Raw genomic sequence first — 18,886 nt, forward strand, 5'->3', positions numbered from 1 at the left:
GATCCGTCCCGCACTCCCCCGAGCGCCCCCGCCGACCCGAGCGGCCCGGTCGGCGGGGGCGAGATCCGGCCGTTGTGGAACCGAAGCCCCTCCGGCGGCGGGGACTTGCCCCGCTCCTGCCGTTGCCCGGGCGCGTCAGGCCTCCGATGCTGGAATGCTGGTGCCGTCGCACGAACGGTTCGTGGACGCGGCGTGGGCCGCGGGGACCGTGAGGCGGACGGGCTGTGGGGGGCCGAACATCGTGGAGGACAGGGTGCGGGTGGTCATCGCCGAGGATTCAGTGCTGCTCAGGGAGGGGCTGACCCGGTTGCTGACCGACCGGGGGCACGAGGTCGTCGCCGGGGTCGGTGACGGCGAGGCACTGATCAAGACCATCACCGAACTGGACGCGCAGGGTCAGTTGCCGGACGTGGTGGTGGCGGACGTGCGGATGCCGCCGACGCACACCGACGAGGGGGTGCGGGCGTCGGTGCTGCTGCGCAAGGCGCACCCCGGCCTCGGCGTCCTGGTGCTGTCGCAGTACGTGGAGGAGCGCTACGCCACCGAGCTGCTGGCGGGTTCGAGCCGGGGCGTGGGCTACCTGCTCAAGGACCGGGTGGCCGAGGTCAGGGAGTTCGTGGACGCCGTGGTGCGCGTCGCGGACGGGGGGACGGCGCTGGACCCCGAGGTGGTCGCGCAGTTGCTCGGGCGCAGCCGCAAGCAGGACGTGCTGGCGGGGCTCACCCCGCGGGAGCGCGAGGTGCTGGGACTCATGGCGGAGGGCCGGACGAACTCGGCGATCGCCCGGCAGCTCGTGGTGAGCGACGGCGCGGTGGAGAAGCACGTCAGCAACATCTTCATGAAGCTGGGCCTGTCCCCGAGCGACGGCGACCACCGGCGGGTGCTGGCGGTGCTCACCTACCTCAATTCCTGACTCCGGCCACCCGGGCCCCGGGGGCCGCGCCCCGAAGCGGAGGCGGTCCGCCCACTCGTCCGGCTCATCCGGACGAATGAGAAACGGGGGCGGGGGCCGGGGGTGCCCGTCCCGGTGCCCGGAAGCGGGAAATCCGCAGAATGACGGGCCTGTGGGCCGTCTCGAAGTCGTGTCCATCATGCGAATCTCCACCGGAAGTCAGGATCCGCGGACGTAGTGTTGATCCTGGGAAGGTCGCGGGAGACCTGTCCCCGGACAGCCGCCTCGAGGGAGGTCCAGTTCAGTGACCAGCCAGGTCAGCAGCCCAGCGGAGCAGGCCGACGGAACCGACGAGACCGTCGTAGGAGCGCAGCGCAAACCGGTGGGGACGAAGGACGTCCGCCGGCTGGACCGGGTGATCATCAGGTTCGCCGGCGACTCGGGCGACGGGATGCAGCTCACCGGTGACCGGTTCACCTCGGAGACCGCGTCGTTCGGCAACGACCTGTCGACGCTGCCGAACTTCCCGGCCGAGATCCGGGCGCCCGCCGGGACCCTGCCGGGTGTCTCGTCCTTCCAACTGCACTTCGCCGACCACGACATCCTCACGCCGGGCGACGCGCCCAACGTGCTGGTGGCGATGAACCCGGCCGCACTCAAGGCCAACGTCGGCGATCTGCCGCGCGGCGCGGAGATCATCGTCAACACGGACGAGTTCACCCGGCGTGCCATGCAGAAGGTCGGCTACGACACCTCCCCGCTGGAGGACGGCTCCCTCGACGGCTACCACCTGCACCCGGTGCCGCTGACGACGCTGACCGTCGAGGCCCTCAAGGAGTTCGACCTCAGCCGCAAGGAGGCCGAGCGCAGCAAGAACATGTTCGCGCTGGGGCTGCTGAGCTGGATGTACCACCGGCCCACCGAGGGCACGGAGAAGTTCCTGAAGGCGAAGTTCGCGAAGAAGCCGGACATCGCCGCCGCCAACATCGCGGCCTACCGCGCGGGCTGGAACTTCGGGGAGACGACGGAGGACTTCGCGGTCTCCTACGAGGTGGCGCCGGCGGCGACGGCGTTCCCGCCGGGGGTGTACCGCAACATCTCGGGGAACCTGGCCCTGTCCTACGGCCTGATCGCCGCCTCCCGGCAGGCGGACCTGCCGCTGTTCCTGGGCTCGTACCCGATCACGCCGGCCTCGGACATCCTGCACGAGCTGAGCCGGCACAAGAACTTCGGGGTGCGCACCTTCCAGGCCGAGGACGAGATCGCCGGGATCGGCGCCGCGCTCGGCGCGGCGTTCGGCGGCTCGCTCGCGGTCACCACCACCTCGGGTCCCGGCGTGGCGCTCAAGAGCGAGACGATCGGTCTGGCGGTCTCGCTCGAACTGCCGCTGCTGGTCGTGGACATCCAGCGCGGCGGGCCGTCGACCGGGCTGCCGACCAAGACGGAGCAGGCCGACCTGCTCCAGTCGATGTACGGGCGCAACGGCGAGGCGCCGGTCCCGGTCGTCGCCCCGCGCACCCCGGCGGACTGCTTCGGCGCGGCGCTGGAGGCGGCGCGGATCGCGCTGACGTACCGCACCCCGGTCTTCCTGCTGTCCGACGGCTACCTGGCCAACGGCAGCGAGCCCTGGCGGGTGCCGGATCCGGACGAGCTGCCGGACCTGGCGGTGCGGTTCGCGCAGGGCACCAACCACACCCTGGACGACGGCACCGAGGTCTTCTGGCCGTACAAGCGCGATCCGCAGACCCTGGCCCGGCCCTGGGCGGTGCCCGGCACGCCCGGCCTGGAGCACCGGATCGGCGGCATCGAGAAGCAGGACGGCTCGGGCAACATCTCCTACGACCCGGCCAACCACGACTTCATGGTCCGCACCCGGCAGGCCAAGATCGACGGCATCGACGTCCCCGACCTGGCCGTCGACGACCCGGACGGCGCGAGGACCCTGGTGCTGGGCTGGGGCTCGACGTACGGCCCCATCACCGCCGCGGTGCGCCGGCTGCGCACGGCCGGGGTGCCCGTCGCGCAGGCCCACCTGCGCCACCTCAACCCCTTCCCGGCCAACCTGGGCGAGGTGCTGAAGCGGTACGACAAGGTGGTGGTCCCCGAGATGAACCTCGGTCAGCTGGCCACCCTGATCCGGGCGAAGTACCTGGTCGACGCACGCTCGTACAACCAGGTCAACGGCATGCCGTTCAAGGCGGAGCAGCTCGCCGCGGCGCTGAAGGAGGCCATCGATGACTGACGCCAACGCGCTGCTCCAGCTCGTGCCCAAGGCCGAGGCCAAGCAGTCCATGAAGGACTTCAAGTCCGACCAGGAAGTGCGCTGGTGCCCCGGCTGCGGCGACTACGCGATCCTCGCCGCCGTCCAGGGCTTCATGCCGCAGCTCGGCCTGGCGCGGGAGAACGTCGTCTTCGTCTCCGGCATCGGCTGCTCCTCCCGCTTCCCGTACTACATGAACACGTACGGCATGCACTCCATCCACGGCCGCGCCCCCGCCATCGCGACCGGGCTCGCCTCCTCGCGGCGCGACCTGTCCGTCTGGGTCGTCACCGGCGACGGCGACGCGCTCTCCATCGGCGGCAACCACCTCATCCACGCCCTGCGGCGCAACGTCAACCTCAAGATCCTGCTGTTCAACAACCGGATCTACGGGCTGACCAAGGGCCAGTACTCCCCCACCTCCGAGGTCGGGAAGATCACCAAGTCGACGCCGATGGGATCCCTGGACGCACCCTTCAACCCGGTGTCGCTGGCCATCGGCGCGGAGGCCTCCTTCGTCGCCCGCACCGTCGACTCGGACCGCAAGCACCTCACCGAGGTACTGCGCCAGGCCGCCGAGCACCCGGGTACGGCGCTGGTCGAGATCTACCAGAACTGCAACATCTTCAACGACGGCGCCTTCGAGGCACTCAAGGACCGGGAGCGGGCCGAGGAGGCGGTGATCCGCCTGGAGCACGGGCAGCCGATCCGCTTCGGTGCCGACGGCGCCAAGGGTGTGGTGCGCGATCCGGCGACCGGTGACCTGGAGGTCGTCACCGTCACCGCGGCCAACGAGGGGGACGTCCTGGTCCACGACGCGCACTCCACGTCCCCGACCACGGCCTTCGCCCTCTCCCGGCTCGCCGACCCCGACACCCTGCACCACACCCCGATCGGCGTACTGCGCTCCGTGGAACGGCCGGTCTACGACACGCTCATGGCCGACCAGCTCGACACCGCCGTCGAACGCGACGGCAAGGGCGACCTCGCCGCGCTGCTCGCGGGCACCGACACCTGGACGGTCGTCGGCTGACCGCCGGAGACGAGAAGAGCGGAAGGGGCCCGGGCAGACGCCCGGGCCCCTTCCGCATGCCCGCCCACGCCCCCCTAACGGCTAACCCAAAGGTAAGTACCTAACTTCAAAGTGGGCACTATCCAATGGTTAGCGCAGCTCCTATGGTGGATCGCACCGCACCCCACAAGGAGTACTGAACCCATGAGCATCGTCGTCACCGGAGCCACCGGACACCTCGGCCGCCACGTCGTGCGGCAGCTGCTGGAGAAGGTGCCGGCCGACCAGGTCACCGCCGTCGTCCGGGACCGCGACAGGGCCGCCGACCTCGCCGGCCAGGGCGTACGGCTGGCCGTCGCCGACTACAACGCGCCCGGGACCTTCGACGGCCTGTTCGCCGCCGGAGACCGGGTGCTGCTGATCTCCGGCAACGAGTTCGACAAGGGCCGCATCCGGCAGCACACGGTGGTGATCGACGCGGCGAAGCGCGCCGGTGTCGCCCTGCTCGCCTACACCAGCGCCCCCAGCGGCCTCAAGGCCGCGCTCGCGGACGACCACCGCGCCACCGAGGAGGTCCTCGTCGGCTCGGGCGTGCCGTACGTGCTGCTGCGCAACGGCTGGTACCACGAGAACTACACCGAGCGGCTGGCCACGGTCCTGGAGCACGGCGCCGTCGTGCAGGCGGCCGGCGAGGGCCGGATCTCCTCGGCCTCCCGCGCCGACTACGCGGCCGCCGCGGTCGCCGTACTGACCGGCGAGGGCCACGAGAACAAGGCGTACGAGCTGGGCGGGGACGAGGCCTGGGGCTTCGCCGAGTACGCCGCGGAGCTGAGCCGGCAGACCGGCCGGGAGATCGCCTACACTCCCGTCTCCGCCGAGGCCTACACCGAAATCCTGGCCGGTGCGGGACTGCCCGCGCCGCTGACGGCGATCCTCGCGGGCGTCGAGGTCTCCATCGCGAAGGGCGAGCTGGTCGTCACCACCGGTGACCTCGCCCGGCTGGCCGGCCGCCCGACCACACCGCTCGCCGAGGCGGTCGCGGCCGGACTCAGGGGCTGAGGCCGGAGCGGGAACCGGCCCGGCCCCCTCACGCCCCGCCCGCCTGTCATGACCGTATGCCGATACGGGCATGACAGGCGGACCGGTGCGGCGCTACCTTTCCTCGTGGCACGCCCCTCCCCGCGTGCCGAGTGCGAGAAGGAGGTGCCCGTGGCCGGGTCGTCCAGGAACGAGCAGCGCATAGGCCTGCTGAACGGCTTCGCGGCGTACGGGATGTGGGGGCTCGTCCCACTGTTCTGGCCGCTGCTCAAGCCGGCCGGTGCCGGGGAGATCCTCGCCCACCGGATGGCGTGGTCCCTCGTCTTCGTCGCCGTCGCGCTGCTCTTCGTACGGCGCTGGTCCTGGGCGGGCGAGCTGCTGCGGCAGCCGCGCCGGCTCGGCCTGGTCACCGTGGCCGCCGCAGTGATCACCGTGAACTGGGGCATCTACATCTGGGCCGTGAACAGCGGCCACGTGGTCGAGGCCTCGCTCGGGTACTTCATCAACCCGCTGGTCACCATCGCGATGGGCGTGCTCCTGCTCAAGGAGCGGCTGCGGCCCGTCCAGTGGGCGGCCGTCGGCACCGGATTCGCCGCCGTCGTGGTGCTCACCGTCGGCTACGGGCAGCCCCCGTGGATCTCCCTGTGCCTCGCCTTCTCCTTCGCCACCTACGGCCTGGTGAAGAAGAAGGTCAACCTCGGCGGCGTGGAGTCGCTGGCCGCCGAGACGGCGATCCAGTTCCTGCCCGCGCTCGGCTACGTGCTGTGGCTGTCGGCGCAGGGTGACTCGACCTTCACCACCGAGGGCGCCGGGCACGCCGTCCTGCTGGCCGCGACCGGCCTGGTCACCGCGGTCCCGCTGGTCTGCTTCGGCGCGGCCGCGATCCGCGTGCCGCTGTCCACCCTCGGGCTGCTGCAGTACCTGGCGCCGGTCTTCCAGTTCCTCCTCGGCATCTTCTACTTCGGCGAGGCCATGCCGCCCGAGCGCTGGGCCGGCTTCGCCCTGGTCTGGCTGGCGCTGTCGCTGCTCACCTGGGACGCGCTGCGCACGGCCCGCCGGACCGCGCGGGCGCTCCGGGAGCAGCTGGCCCGCACGGGCGCGGGCGTGCCGCCGGTCAAGGACGGCGACGCGGCGCGGGAGTCCGGCGATTCCGTTGCCCGCTCGGCGACGTAGCCCCTATGACTGGTCCATGACCTCGACACCGCGCCCCGCCCCCCTGCACTACAAGATCGTCGTCGACGCACTCGCCCCGCACGCGCAGGCGGAGTTCTGGTCCGCCGCCCTGCACTACGACGTGGAGGACCACAGCCCGCTCATCGGGAAGCTGCTGGGCCTCGGCGCCGTCCCGGAGGAGCTGACCCTGGAGTCCCACGGCCGCCGCGCCTGGCGCGACCTGGCGGCCGTACGCCACCCCGACGACCCCTACGACGAGGAGAACGGCGCCGGGCTGGGACGGCGGCTGCTCTTCCAGCGGGTGCCGGAGGCCAAGACCGTCAAGAACCGGGTCCACCTCGACGTGCACGCGCGGGAGGGGGAGCGGGAGGACGAGGTGCGCCGGCTGGAGGCGCTGGGCGCGGGCGTACTGCGGCGGGTGCGCGAGCAGGGCGGGGAGTGGGTGGTGATGGCGGATCCCGAGGGGAACGAGTTCTGCGTCCACTAGGCCGTGTCCGCGGCACCCGTGCCGCGCACCGTGCGGCCCGGGGCTTCCGATATCCGCGACGCCCTGGCCGAATAGCGGTCTTGACGCGCGGTCAGTCCCGGCCACACCATCCAGGCACCCCATTCACTGTGGAGTTCCCTCCCCAGGGACTCCCTAGGAATTCGGAGCCCCCCACATGAAGCTCCCCTTCTCCGGGCGCGCGCTGACGGCCGGTGCCGTCGCGGTCGTCACACTGGCGGCCGGCGGTTCCGTGGCCGGCGTCGCCTCGGCCGCCGACCGGTCCGGGCCCGCCCCGGGCACCGCGGCCGTGGCCGCCGCGCCCGACCTGCCGATAGCCAACGTCAAGGCCCACCTGTCCCAGTTCCAGTCGATAGCCACGGCGAACGGCGGCAACCGCGCCCACGGCCGTCCCGGCTACAAGGCCTCGCTCGACTACGTGAAGGCCAAGCTCGACGCGGCCGGATTCACCACCCGCATCCAGCAGTTCACCGCCTCCGGACGCACCGGGTACAACCTGATAGCCGACTGGCCCGGCGGCGACGCGAATCAGGTTGTCATGGCCGGGTCACATTTGGACAGCGTCACCTCCGGACCCGGCATCAACGACAACGGCTCCGGCTCCGCGGCCGTCCTGGAGACCGCGCTCGCCGTCGCCCGGTCCGGCTTCAAGCCCGCCAAGCACCTGCGCTTCGCCTGGTGGGGCGCGGAGGAGCTGGGTCTCGTCGGGTCCCGCTACTACGTCAACAGCCTCCCCTCCGCCGACCGCGCGAAGATCGACGGCTACCTGAACTTCGACATGATCGGCTCACCCAACCCCGGCTACTTCGTCTACGACGACGACCCGGTCATCGAGAAGACGTTCAAGGACTACTTCGCCGGGCTCGGCGTCGCCACGGAGATCGAGACCGAGGGCGACGGCCGCTCGGACCACGCGCCCTTCAAGAACGCGGGCGTCCCCGTCGGCGGCCTCTTCAGCGGCGCCGACTACCGCAAGACGTCCGCCCAGGCGGCCAAGTGGGGCGGCACCGCCGGCCAGCCCTTCGACCGCTGCTACCACTCGTCCTGCGACACCACCGCCAACATCAACGACACGGCCCTGGACCGCAACGGCGACGCCATCGCGCACGCGATCTGGGCGCTGTCGCAGTAGTACGCCCACGGTGGAGCGGGTCCGTCCGCCCCACTACGGGGCCGGCCCCGTCCGCTCAGCCGGCCTGGGCGCGGGCGCGTTCGGCGAGGCGGCCCATGCGGGTGCGGGCGGACTCCAGCTGCTCGGCGTCCTCGGCCGCCGGGCCCTCCTCGGCGGCGAGTTCGCCCCACAGGCCGACCAGGTCCCGCCCCAGCTCCATGCCCCGCTCGGGGTCGCGCACGGCACGCCAGGCGGTCGCCGCGCTCTGGACGTTGCCGTACGCGGCCTCCGCGTCGCCCGCGCGGCGGTGTATCCGGGCCAGGTCCAGGGAGAGGACGCAGGCCCGGTCGGGGTCGCCGGACAGGTAGGCGATGTAGGCGGTGAGTTCACGGAGCCGGAGTACCTCGGGGTGCTCCGGCCCCAGCGTCCGCGAGGCCTCCGTCACCGCCTGCTCCGCGAGCTGCGCGGCGTCCCGGGTGCGTCCCTCCTTGACGGCCTCGTTCACCCGCGCCGTCGGCTCCGCGAGCAGCGCCGGGGCGGTGGAGTCACCGGGCGCGGTGAGCGGACCGTCCCCGAGCACGGCTTCGGCCACGGCGTCGAAACCGCGGGCGGGGGTCGGCCTGGGGTCGGGGTCGGCGAACGCCCCGGCGTCGGCGACGGGTTCGTGCCCGGCGAGGGGCCGGGGTCCACCGACGGGACGTGGAGCGGCGGCGGGAGACGGGACGGCCGAGGGGGGCGGCGGGACGGCGGCGGGAGCGGACGCGGCCGCGGGACGGGTTCCGGAACCGGACCGCGACGGCTCGCCCGCCGGCGGTCCGCTCACCGGCATCCCGGGCCCGTGCTCCCCGGCCGCCGGGGAAGCCCCGCGCCCCGCACCGGCCCCCGGCCCGCCCGCGGACCCGTACCCCGTGCCCGCGAACGGCCCGGCGGGCTCCCGCGGCACCGCGCCCGCGTCACCACCGGCCCCGTCCATCCGCGGCGGCGGTCCGAACACCCCCGTCGGCGGCGCCACCGTGCCCGGCGCGCTCAGGTCGGCGGCGCTCGGCAGGGCGCCCGAGGTAAAGGTCGGCGGCGAGTCGGCGGAAGGCACCGCACCGGGCTCGGACGCCTCTGGCAGCGGGGCCGCGGGGGCACTCTCCGGTACGCCCTCCAGCGGGCGCAGGACCTGCGTGACCCGGTCCCCGCCCGGCGTCCCCTCCCGCGCGGGCGCGGTCGGCACCGGGTCGGCGGCGAGGTGGCTGGAGCCGTCCGGATCGACCCGGAGCGGGACGGAGTAGCCGATGCGCCGGTCGTGGACGGTGGCGAGGACGGGCCGCCCGACGGCGAGGGCGAGGCGGTGGAGGCGGTTCAGGACGGCGTTCTGGATCTCCTCGCCGGGCGCCGCGACGATCGTCGCGCCGTCGACCGTGGCGGTCCGCGCGCCCGAGGCGGTCTCCGGCACGCGCACGTCGATCGGCGTCGCCGCGGGCTCCGGCGAGCGCTCGGCGCGCTCGTGCTCCCGCTGCTCTTCGCGGCCGAGTCGAGACATCGTTCCCCCACTCTTCGGCGGCTTCAGTCGGCGGTCCCGTGTTCCTGCCGTCCAGAGCCTGTCATGCCAGTCGTGCACCTGCCGTCGAGTCTCTCCGCTCGCCCCCGGTTCTCACGTCACCGGGGTGTCACAGGCTCGTTCCAGGAGGTCACGCCGGTGCCGGCGGGTCGGCGGGGGCGAACGGGCGGGGTGCGTGAGCGGGCCGGTGAGCGGGCAGGCGGTGAGGCATGCGACAGGGACCGGAGATCTGGATCCGCGGCCCGGTGGCGGGGCCCGAGCCGCTGCCGCCGCCGGCCGCCGCCGACGCGCTCCCCGCCACCGGGGCACCCCCGGCCCCCGACGTGCCACCTGCCCCCGACATGCCGCCTGCCCCCGGGGCGCCGCCCGCCCCCGCCCAGGCGCCCGCCGCCGACCGGGCGCCCGCCCCCGTCCAAGCGCCCGGCTTCTCCTGGATCGGCGCGCACGGCGGCGCGGGGGTCTCCACGCTCGCCGGGGTGTACGGCGGGCGCGACTGCGGGCAGAGCTGGCCCGGCCCCGGCGATCCGCCGTCGGTGCTGCTGGTGGCCCGCACGCACGCCGCTGGACTCACGGCCGCCGGGCGGGCGGTGGAGGAGTTCCGGCTCGGCCGCGCCCCGGCCGGCGTCAGACTCGACGCCGTCGTGCTCGTCGCGGACGCCCCCGGACGGCTCCCCCGGCCGCTCGCGCAGCGCGTGCGGCTGCTCGAATCGGCCGTGGACGTCCACCGCGTACCGTGGGTGCCCGCCTGGCGCCTGGACGGCACCCAGGACGCGCCGCCCCGCGGGACGGAGTCGCTGGTCAGCCGCATGCGCCGGGCGCGCTGAGGCGCGCGGACCGCCCCGGGACCGGCACACGGACACCTCCTGCGCATGCACACGCATGGACATTTAAATGCGTACGCATATAATGCATGTGCTGGTATCCGCTCTCCGCCGATCATTCCAGGGGTCACCATGACGCGCCGCTTTCTCTTCCTGCTGGGCAGCAGCCGCCCGGACGGCAACACCGAACTGCTCACCCGCCGCGCCGCCGAACAGCTCCCCGCGGACGTCGAGCAGCGCTGGATCGACCTCGCCCGGCACCCGCTGCCCGACTTCGAGGACCTGCGGCACGACAGCGACCACACCCGCCCCACGGAGGGCAACGCCCGGCTGCTGCTCGACGCCACGCTCGACGCGACCGACCTCGTGATCGCCTCGCCGCTGTACTGGTACTCGGTGTCCACGCCGGTCAAGCACTACCTCGACCACTGGTCGGGCTGGCTGCGCACGCCCGGCCTCGACTTCAAGGCGACCCTGGCCGGCCGCACCCTGTGGGGCGTCACCGCGCTGGCGCACGAGGAGCAGGAGGTCGCCGACCCGCTGATCGGCACCCTCCACCTCACCGCGGCCTTCATGGGCATGCACTTCGGCGGCGTACTGCTCGGCAACGGCAGCCGGCCCGGCGACGTGCTGCGGGACGCGGACGCGCTGGGCCGCGCGGAGACCTTCTTCGCCCGTGAGGCACCGCTCGCCCGCTTCCCGTACGAGAAGGAGCCGGCCGCCGTCTGAGGACTCGGACGGAACGCCTACGCGGTGATGTCCTTCGCCGTGAACCGCGCCCAGGCCGCCGAGCCGAAGACGGCCGCGTAGAGCGCCTGGAGGCCCAGGTTGCGCACGAGGTCGTCCCAGTAGACCGGTTCGCGCATCAGGTCGGCGAAGGACAGCCAGTAGTGCGAGAAGAAGTACGGCTGGAGCGCGTCCAGCTGCGGGATCTGGTCGAGGATCTGGACCGTGATCAGCAGCCCGACGGTGGTCGCCATCGCCCCGATGCCGCTGCCCGTCAGGGTCGAGACGAACAGGCCGAGGGCCGCGAACCCGACCAGTGAGGCGGCCACCACCAGGGCGATCAGCAGGGCCCGGCCCAGTCCCTCGGCGTAGCCGATCCGGGTGCCGGAGATGGTGGTCAGGTCGCCCAGCGGGAAGAGCAGCGCCCCCACCGCCAGCGCCGAGACGGCGACCACCAGGGTGGCCGCGAGGCAGAAGGCCATCACGGCGGCGTACTTGGTGAGCAGCAGCCGGGTGCGGCCGGCCGGAGCGACCAGCAGGTAGCGCAGCGTGCCCGCGCTCGATTCACCGGCGATCGCGTCGCCCGCGACGACGCCGACGGCCATCGGGAGGAAGAACGGCAGCGTCGCGGCGAGCGCGGTGAAGACCAGGAACAGGCCGTTGTTGCTGATCTGCGAGATGAAGGCGGGGCCCTCGCCACCGCCGCCGGACGGCCCGTCGCCGGTCTCGATCTTCACGGCGATGCCCACCAGGACCGGCACGGCCGCCAGGACGCCCAGCAGGGCGAGGGTGCGCCAGCGCCGGAAGGTGATCAGCAGTTCGCCGCGCAGCAGGCCGAGGGACCACAGCGGGTTCGGCGTGCGCGCCGCCTCCGGCGTCCCGGACCCCGCGGTCTCCGGCTCAGCCCGCGACATCGAATCCCTCCCCGGTCAGGGCCACGAACGCGTCCTCCAGGGAGGCCCGTTCCAGCGCGAAGCCGCGGACCCGGACGCCCGCCGCGACCAGGGCGGCGTTGACCTCGGCCGGGTCGCGGTCCGGGGGTTCGGCGGTCACCCGGTCCTCGGCGATCACCACGTCCCCGGCGCCCTGCTCCTTCAGCACCCGCGCCGCCTCCCCCGCGTCGGGCGTCGTCACCACCAGCCGGCCGCGCGCGCCCGCCGACAGGTCGGCCACCGCGCCCTGGATGATCAGGCGGCCCCGGGCCATCACGGCGGCGTGCGTGCAGACCTGCTCGATCTCGTCCAGCAGGTGCGAGGAGAGGAAGACGGTGGTGCCGTCGGAGGCGAGTTCGCGCACCAGCGTGCGGATCTCGCGCATGCCCTGCGGGTCGAGCCCGTTGGTCGGCTCGTCCAGGACCAGCAGGCGGCGCGGCTGGAGGAGCGCGGCGGCGAGGCCGAGCCGCTGCTTCATGCCGAGCGAGTACGCCTTCGCCTTCTTGCCGGCGGCCGCCGCGAGCCCCACCCGGTCCAGCGCCGCGGCGACGCGCTCGCGCCGGGTGCGCGGGTCGGCGGTGGGGTCGGCCTCGTCGTAGCGGAGCAGGTTGTCGCGGCCGGAGAGGAAGCCGTACAGGGCCGGGCCCTCGATGAGGGCGCCGACCCTGGGCAGCACCGTGCGCGCCGCGTGCGGCATGGGCCGGCCGAGGACCCGGGCGCTGCCCGCGGTCGGTCCGATCAGGCCCATCAGCATGCGGATGGTGGTGGTCTTGCCGGAGCCGTTGGGGCCGAGGAAGCCGAAGACGCTGCCCGCCGGGACGGTCAGGTCGAGCCCGTCGACGGCGAGCTGTCCGCCGCGGTAGCGCTTGGTGAGCCCGCGGGTGGAGATGACGGCGTCGTCCGCCCGCTCGGGCTCCGGCTCCGTGACGGACGGTCCGGCCATCGGCTTCCTCTCCCGTGCCTCTTGTCGTACGGAAAGGCCGCTCCGCTACTTCGCGGCGTCCGCCGCCTTCACCAGCGCGTCCTTGGTGACCGCACCGGCGTAGACCTTGCCGTCCTCGGTGATCAGGGCGTTGACCAGGCGGGTCTTGAAGACCGTGCCGGAGCCGAAGTCGCCCTTGACCTGGTCGCCGAGGGAGCCGAGGAAGCCGCCGAGGTCGCCACCCGCCTCGGCACCCGTGGGCAGGCCCTGGCCGCCGGTGTCGAACGCGGCGATCGAGTTCCAGCCCTCGCCGATGACCTTCAGGCCGTCCAGCTCCTTGGCGAGGTCGCCCTCGGCCTTGCGCCCGGGCTCCGGGGCCTTGGCGGCCTTCTCGTCGGCCTCGGTCACCTTCGCGCCCTTGGGCGGGGCGAAGTCGAACGTCGACGCGTCCGGCTTCGCGAAGCTGACCTTGGTGAAGCCCGCGTCGACGACGGCGGCGCCGCCGCTCGCCGGGGTCAGCGTGAACTTCAGCGGGGTGCCGGTCTCGGCGTCCACGGCGACGGTGACCGCACCGACCGTGGAGCCCTTCTGCCTGGGCTCGACGACCAGCCGGTACGCGTCGCGCCCGGCCACCTGGGCGGTGCCGGCGACCTTGACCGAGGTGGTGTCGTCGATGGCCTTCAGGGCCTGGTCGGCGAAGTCCTTCGGGGTGGCCGGCACGTCCTTCTCGGGCCGCTCCCCACCCTCCTGGGTGGAGTGGTAGACCTCGTTGGACTTGCTGTCGTAGCCCCAGACGTCCTTGCCGTCGTGGATGAGGCTGTACTCGGCGGCGTCCTCCAGCAGCGACACCTTCTGCCGGTCGGGGCCGTCGGCCGCGACCCGCAGGGTGTGGGAGCCGGACGCCAGCTCGGTGAGCTTGGCCGAGGGGTCGGCCGACGAGCCGCCGTCCTTCCCGCCCCCGCCCGGACCGCCGGCCATGCCCGACATCATGCCGCTCTCCAGGCCGCCGAGGTCCGGGAGGCCCAGGTCGGTGCTGATCCGGACGGTGCCGGAGAGCTGCTGGACGTCCGACTCGGCGATCTTCTGGACGAGTTCCTCCGCCGTGACCTTCGGCAGGTCGGGGTCGCCGGAGTCGGCGAGCGCGGGGACCAGGCCGATCGTCGCGGCCGCGAGTCCCATCACCGCGACCGGGACGACGTACCGCGCGGCCCTGCTCCGTCCGCCGCCCGGCTCCTCGCCCGCCCCGGCGGTCGTGTTGTCGTCGGAATCGATCGGTGCCATGTGTGCCCTACCTCCGTCGTCGGCGGCGGCCGTCCCGCGGTCTCGCTCTCGTTCACCCGGGAGCATCTCGTTCACCCGTGAGCCGCCATTCTCACCCGAATCGGTGAGGATTGGTGTTTTCCGTGGTGTCCATCTGACCAAATCACCGGAGCGCAATCGTCAGACCGCGGGCTCAACTCCGCGTACTCCTGCGGGATGACACAGGAGGGCGGTGCGTCCCCCGCCCCGTAGGGGACGCGCCGACGAGCGGCACCCGTCCGGGGCGCGGTCCACGGGCGGGGCGGGGTCAGCCGGCCCGGTGCACCACGGCGTCGCACAGCTCCACCAGCGCGTCCTTCGCCTCGCACGCGCGCAGCGGGGCCAGGGCGGCGCGGGCGTCCTTGGCGTAGCGGACGGTGTCGCGGCGCGCGTCCTCCAGGGCGGGGTGGGCGCGCAGCAGGCGGAGCGCCTCGGCGTGCCGGGCGTCGTCGCTCAGGTCGGAGTCGAGCAGCTCGCTCAGCGCGACGTCCTCGGCCAGACCCAGCCGGGCCGCGCGCTCGCGCAGCCGGAGCACCGGCAGGGTGGGGATGCCCTCGCGCAGGTCCGTGCCGGGCGTCTTGCCCGACTCGTGCGAGTCGGAGGCGATGTCCAGGACGTCGTCCGCGAGCTGGAAGGCGACGCCGAGCCGCTCGCCGTACTGGGTGAGCACGTCCACGACCGTCTCGTCGGCGCCGGACATCATCGCGCCGAAGCGGCAGGAGACGGCCACCAGCGAGCCGGTCTTGCCGCCCAGCACGTCCAGGTAGTGGTCGACGGGGTCGCGGCCGTCCTGCGGTCCGGCGGTCTCCAGGATCTGGCCGGTGACCAGCCGCTCGAACGCGAGGGCCTGCACACGGACCGCCTCGGGCCCGAGGTCGGCGAGGATCTGGGAGGCGCGGGCGAAGAGGAAGTCGCCGGTCAGGACGGCGACCGAGTTGTCCCAGCGGACGTTGGCGCTGGCGACGCCGCGCCGCACGGCGGCCTCGTCCATGACGTCGTCGTGGTACAGCGTGGCCAGGTGGGTCAGCTCCACGACCACGGCCGAGGGCACGATCCCGGGGGCATAGGGGTCGCCGAACTGGGCCGACAGCATCACGAGGAGCGGGCGGAACCGCTTGCCGCCGGCCCGCACGAGATGCTGGGCGGCCTCCGTGATGAAGGGCACCTCGCTTTTGGTTGCTTCAAGCAACCCTTCCTCGACCGCAACCAATCCGGCCTGGACATCGGCTTCCAGAGCCTGGTCCCGCACGCTCAGCCCGAACGGCCCGACGACGGTCACGAGGGGTCTCCTGTCTGCTGGTGTCCACTGGCGATTACCTGGAATGTCGATAGGTCGCTGCCACCACTCCGGCCAGCGTATCCGGTCACCTTTCGATCACCGCTAGCGCCCACCGTTACAGGCCGGTCGGTATCGGATCATGAGCGGTATGTTTTTGATCAGTCGATATGAGTAGGTATGGACTGTTTTCCAGACCCCCTCCTCCGCCCGGTACGGATGCCCGCCCGGCGCACGGAAACACCGGACGGGCGAAGCGCTCCACATCGGGGGCCGGTTGGGGCAGAGTTGGAACTAATGCCCGTTTTGCCGCGCTTGTTGAGGCCCGTGAGTTGGCTCACTCCGCACCGCCCCCGGGCAACCTCGCCGCAACCTGTGCCCTCCCTTTGCCCCGCAAGCAAGTTGAGGCTGTGCGACCGCAAAGGATCAAGAGCCTCAAAGGCCCCAGACCAAGGTCAACAGGACGTTGGGTGATTCCTGCACTTGTTCCGGACATGTGCTCTCGCATACGTTCCCGGCCTGTCGGGCGGACGCCGAATCCTGCCACCGCCCCGACGCACAGTCATCCACTCAACTCACTCGCCGGCAGGAGCGGGGGACCCAGGTAAGTCGCCGCACCGGTCACCACCGGAGCGGCTCGGGGTGAAGCCGCACCCGTCAGGGCGCGGCCGGGCACCTCCCCGCCCGAACCCGACAGCTCACCTCGCAGGCGTAAGGAGAGGGACACACCATGTCTGCCAACGGTCAGAACCGTCACGCCCGCACCACCCGCCTCGTCCGCAAGCTCGCCGTGGCCGGCACCGGTGCCGCGGTGCTCGCCCTGCCGCTCATCGGCGCCACCGGCGCGTCCGCGGCCACCCCGGCCGCCACCAAGACCGCCGCCACGGCCGCGACGACGTACCCGGACAACCTCGACGGCTGGATCCGCGAGTCGCTCGACGTCATGGCGCAGCACGGCATCCCCGGCTCGTACGACGGCATCCACCGCAACATCATGCGGGAGTCCTCGGGCAACCCGCTGGCCATCAACAACTGGGACATCAACGCCGTGAACGGCACCCCGTCCAAGGGCCTGCTCCAGGTGATCGACCCGACCTTCCAGGCGTACCACGTCGAGGGCACCTCCTGGGACCCGTACGACCCGGTCGCCAACATCACCGCCGCCTGCAACTACGCGGCCGACCGGTACGGCTCGATGGACAACGTCTTCGGCGCCTACTGATCCGCTCCGGGACGTTCAGAAGATCCGTTCGAGGACGACGGCCACGCCGTCGTCCTCGTTCGTCGTGGTGACCTCGTCGGCCACCGCCTTGAGTTCGGGGTGCGCCCCCGCCATGGCGACGCCGTGCGCCGCCCAGTCGAACATGGGGATGTCGTTGGGCATGTCGCCGAAGGCGATGGTCTCCCGCCGGCCCGCCCCCAGGTGCTCGGCGGCCAGCGCCAGGCCGGTCGCCTTGGTGATGCCGCACGGCTGGAGCTCCACCGTGCCGGGCCCCGACATGGTGACCGTGGCGAGGGAGCCGACCACCGCGCGGGCGGTCGAGGCCAGCTCGTCGTCGCTCAGGTCGGGGTGGCGCAGCAGCACCTTGCTGATCGGGGTGCGCCAGAGCTGCTCGCGCCGCTCCACCCGGACCGCGGGCAGCGTGGGGTGGGGCATCAGGTAGCCGGACTCGATGAGGGTGAGGCCGTCGACGCCGTCCTGGTCGACCGCGGCGTGCACCTGGCCCACCTCGGCCTCGATCTTGCCGAGCGCGGTCTCGGCCAGCTCACGGTCCAGCGTCACCGACCACAGCATCCGGTGCGCGCCGGCGTCGTACACCTGCGCGCCCTGCCCGCACACCGCGAGCCCGGTGCACCCGAGGCGGTCCAGCAGGGGGCGCACGCGCGGGGCCGGCCGCCCCGTCACCACCAGGTGCCGCGCGCCCGCCCGGGCCACCCGCGCCAGCGCGGCCAGCGACCGTTGGGAGACGGTGTCGTCGCCGCGGAGCAGCGTGCCGTCGAGGTCGGTGGCGACGAGTGAATACGCGGTGCGGTCCATGATCAGAGAATACGGACGCGGCACCCCTCCGACTCACCCGCGACCGCTTCCGAACGAGGACGCGGCGAGTACGTTCGAACGCGCCCGACGACGCACGAACATGTCCGAAACCTGGCACATCATCGGCTAAAGCCGGTTAAAGGCCTGTGCACCGGTTGGCAACAACATGGCCCGCTACCTACCCCGTCGGGCGGCCCTCGGGTACCTTCCTTCTGTCCAGGGGGGACTTGATCGGGGGGTCGGGTTGAACAGCGGACGCGTACGTGTGCTCAGGCCACACGAGCTGGGCGAGGGGGAGCGGGAGCGCTGGCGGGAGCTGCGCGCCGGATCGACGGCGCCGCGCAACCCGTTCATGGAACCGGAGTTCACCGACGCCGTGGGCCGGGTGCGGCCGGGGGCGCGGGTGGCGGTGCTGTACGACGGAAGCGGGGCGGCGGGCTTCCTGCCGCACGAACGCGGGCCGCTGGGCCAGGGCCGCGCGGTCGGGCTGGGGGTGTCGGACTGCCAGGGCGCCGTGCTGCGCCCCGGCCTCACGCCGGATCCCCGGGCGCTGCTGCGGGCCTGCTCCCTGTCCAGCCTCGCCTTCGACAACCTGGAGGCGGAGCAGGGCCTGTTCGTGCCGTACGCCGCCGAGGAGCACACCACCTACGTCATCGACGTGGAGAAGGGCTACGAGGCCTACGAGAACGTGCTGCGCACCCAGTCGCCGAAGTTCCTGAAGACCACCCTCGCCAAGGAGCGCAGGCTGGGGCGGCAGGCCGGTGACGTGCGCTTCGTCTTCGACGAGCGGGACCCGGCCGCGCTGCGCACGCTCATGGAGTGGAAGTCGGCGCAGTACCGCAGGACGGGGCGCCGCGACCGGTTCGCCCGGGAGTGGATCACCCGGCTCGTCGGCCGGCTCGCGCAGACCCGCGCGCCGCAGTGCAGGGGCACGCTGTCCGTCCTCTACGCGGGCGGCCGGCCGGTCGCCGCGCACTTCGGGCTGCGTTCGGCGACGGTCCTTGCCTGCTGGTTCCCGGCCTACGACCCGGACTTCGCCAAGTACTCGCCGGGGCTCGTGCTGCACCTGCGGATGGCGGAGGCCGCGGCCGCCGAAGGCGTCGGACTGCTGGACCTGGGGCGGGGTCCGGCCGAGTACAAGGACTCGCTGAAGACCGGCGACATGCCGGTGTACGAGGGGGCGGCGACGCGTCCGGGGGCGGGCGCCGCGCTGCACTGGCTCGGGCGCGAACCGGCCCGCCGCGCCCACGGTTTCGTGCGCGGCCGGCCCCGGCTGGCGTCGCTCGCGGCACGGACGTTGAGGGGCGCGGCGCGGCTGCGCCGGCCCTGACGAGG

General features: G+C 72.8%; 17 protein-coding genes and 1 riboswitch. Of the genes, 11 read left to right on the forward strand and 6 right to left on the reverse strand.

Going from position 1 to position 18,886, the window contains the following annotated elements; all coding sequences use genetic code 11:
• The first annotated feature begins 253 nt into the window (after positions 1–253).
• From IE108_RS19360 to IE108_RS19390, 7 genes are all read left to right on the forward strand, one after another.
• Entirely contained in the window at positions 254–913 is a 660-nt protein-coding gene (locus IE108_RS19360) for a response regulator transcription factor (RefSeq protein ID WP_283015861.1), read from the forward strand.
• A gap of 283 nt (positions 914–1,196) precedes the next feature.
• Positions 1,197–3,134 carry a 2-oxoacid:acceptor oxidoreductase subunit alpha gene (locus tag IE108_RS19365; RefSeq protein ID WP_064729298.1) on the forward strand — a complete coding sequence of 646 codons (1,938 nt, stop codon included), beginning with the start codon at positions 1,197–1,199 and terminating at the stop codon, positions 3,132–3,134.
• On the forward strand, positions 3,127–4,185 hold the full coding sequence (locus IE108_RS19370) for a 2-oxoacid:ferredoxin oxidoreductase subunit beta (protein WP_064729297.1): 1,059 nt from the start codon (positions 3,127–3,129) through the stop codon (positions 4,183–4,185). Before IE108_RS19365 ends, IE108_RS19370 begins: the two co-directional genes overlap by 8 nt.
• A gap of 183 nt (positions 4,186–4,368) precedes the next feature.
• Positions 4,369–5,223 carry an SDR family oxidoreductase gene (locus tag IE108_RS19375; RefSeq protein ID WP_064729296.1) on the forward strand — a complete coding sequence of 285 codons (855 nt, stop codon included), beginning with the start codon at positions 4,369–4,371 and terminating at the stop codon, positions 5,221–5,223.
• Positions 5,224–5,373: 150 nt separating this feature from the next.
• A complete protein-coding gene (gene rarD, locus IE108_RS19380) occupies positions 5,374–6,375 on the forward strand; it encodes an EamA family transporter RarD (RefSeq protein WP_064729295.1) in 1,002 nt (333 codons plus the stop codon).
• A gap of 16 nt (positions 6,376–6,391) precedes the next feature.
• Positions 6,392–6,862 (forward strand): VOC family protein, encoded by a 471-nt coding sequence (locus IE108_RS19385; protein ID WP_064729294.1) that lies wholly within the window; start codon positions 6,392–6,394, stop codon positions 6,860–6,862.
• Positions 6,863–7,037: 175 nt separating this feature from the next.
• A complete protein-coding gene (locus IE108_RS19390; protein ID WP_064729293.1) occupies positions 7,038–8,012 on the forward strand; it encodes a M28 family metallopeptidase in 975 nt (324 codons plus the stop codon).
• 55 nt (positions 8,013–8,067) lie between these two features.
• On the opposite strand, the gene IE108_RS19395 is transcribed toward IE108_RS19390, so the two are convergent.
• The gene (locus IE108_RS19395; RefSeq protein ID WP_064729292.1) at positions 8,068–9,519 is read right to left on the reverse strand and encodes a hypothetical protein; all 1,452 of its coding nucleotides are present in this window, start codon (positions 9,517–9,519) and stop codon (positions 8,068–8,070) included.
• Positions 9,520–9,746: 227 nt separating this feature from the next.
• Between IE108_RS19395 and IE108_RS19400 the strand changes: the two genes are divergently transcribed.
• Both IE108_RS19400 and IE108_RS19405 read left to right on the forward strand, forming a co-directional pair.
• A complete protein-coding gene (locus IE108_RS19400) occupies positions 9,747–10,361 on the forward strand; it encodes a DUF6668 family protein (RefSeq protein ID WP_079163628.1) in 615 nt (204 codons plus the stop codon).
• A gap of 129 nt (positions 10,362–10,490) precedes the next feature.
• On the forward strand, positions 10,491–11,087 hold the full coding sequence (locus IE108_RS19405) for a flavodoxin family protein (RefSeq protein WP_064729291.1): 597 nt from the start codon (positions 10,491–10,493) through the stop codon (positions 11,085–11,087).
• A gap of 17 nt (positions 11,088–11,104) precedes the next feature.
• Here the strand turns inward: IE108_RS19405 and IE108_RS19410 are convergent, their stop codons facing one another.
• From IE108_RS19410 to IE108_RS19425, 4 genes are all read right to left on the reverse strand, one after another.
• Positions 11,105–11,998: an ABC transporter permease gene (locus tag IE108_RS19410; RefSeq protein ID WP_064729290.1), complete on the reverse strand. Its 894-nt coding sequence runs from the start codon at positions 11,996–11,998 to the stop codon at positions 11,105–11,107.
• On the reverse strand, positions 11,985–12,959 hold the full coding sequence (locus tag IE108_RS19415; RefSeq protein WP_064729289.1) for an ABC transporter ATP-binding protein: 975 nt from the start codon (positions 12,957–12,959) through the stop codon (positions 11,985–11,987). Before IE108_RS19415 ends, IE108_RS19410 begins: the two co-directional genes overlap by 14 nt.
• 45 nt (positions 12,960–13,004) lie before the next feature.
• Positions 13,005–14,219, reverse strand: coding sequence for a LolA family protein (locus IE108_RS19420; RefSeq protein ID WP_064729288.1), 1,215 nt, complete (start codon positions 14,217–14,219; stop codon positions 13,005–13,007).
• Between the two features lie 286 nt (positions 14,220–14,505).
• Complete coding sequence (locus IE108_RS19425; RefSeq protein ID WP_064729287.1) at positions 14,506–15,516, reverse strand: polyprenyl synthetase family protein; 1,011 nt, start codon at positions 15,514–15,516, stop codon at positions 14,506–14,508.
• Between the two features lie 567 nt (positions 15,517–16,083).
• A riboswitch (cyclic di-AMP (ydaO/yuaA leader) is annotated at positions 16,084–16,239 on the forward strand.
• Positions 16,240–16,243: 4 nt separating this feature from the next.
• Between IE108_RS19425 and IE108_RS19430 the strand changes: the two genes are divergently transcribed.
• Positions 16,244–16,735 (forward strand): transglycosylase SLT domain-containing protein, encoded by a 492-nt coding sequence (locus tag IE108_RS19430; RefSeq protein ID WP_064729286.1) that lies wholly within the window; start codon positions 16,244–16,246, stop codon positions 16,733–16,735.
• 15 nt (positions 16,736–16,750) lie between these two features.
• On the opposite strand, the gene IE108_RS19435 is transcribed toward IE108_RS19430, so the two are convergent.
• Entirely contained in the window at positions 16,751–17,551 is an 801-nt protein-coding gene (locus IE108_RS19435; protein ID WP_064729285.1) for an HAD family hydrolase, read from the reverse strand.
• A gap of 265 nt (positions 17,552–17,816) precedes the next feature.
• Here IE108_RS19435 and IE108_RS19440 point away from each other — a divergent pair, with 265 nt between their 5' ends.
• Positions 17,817–18,881, forward strand: a complete 1,065-nt coding sequence (locus IE108_RS19440) for a GNAT family N-acetyltransferase (RefSeq protein ID WP_226485895.1) — start codon at positions 17,817–17,819, stop codon at positions 18,879–18,881.
• Positions 18,882–18,886 lie beyond the last annotated feature (5 nt).

Source organism: Streptomyces parvulus (assembly GCF_014648855.1).
GTDB classification, from domain to species: domain Bacteria; phylum Actinomycetota; class Actinomycetes; order Streptomycetales; family Streptomycetaceae; genus Streptomyces; species Streptomyces parvulus.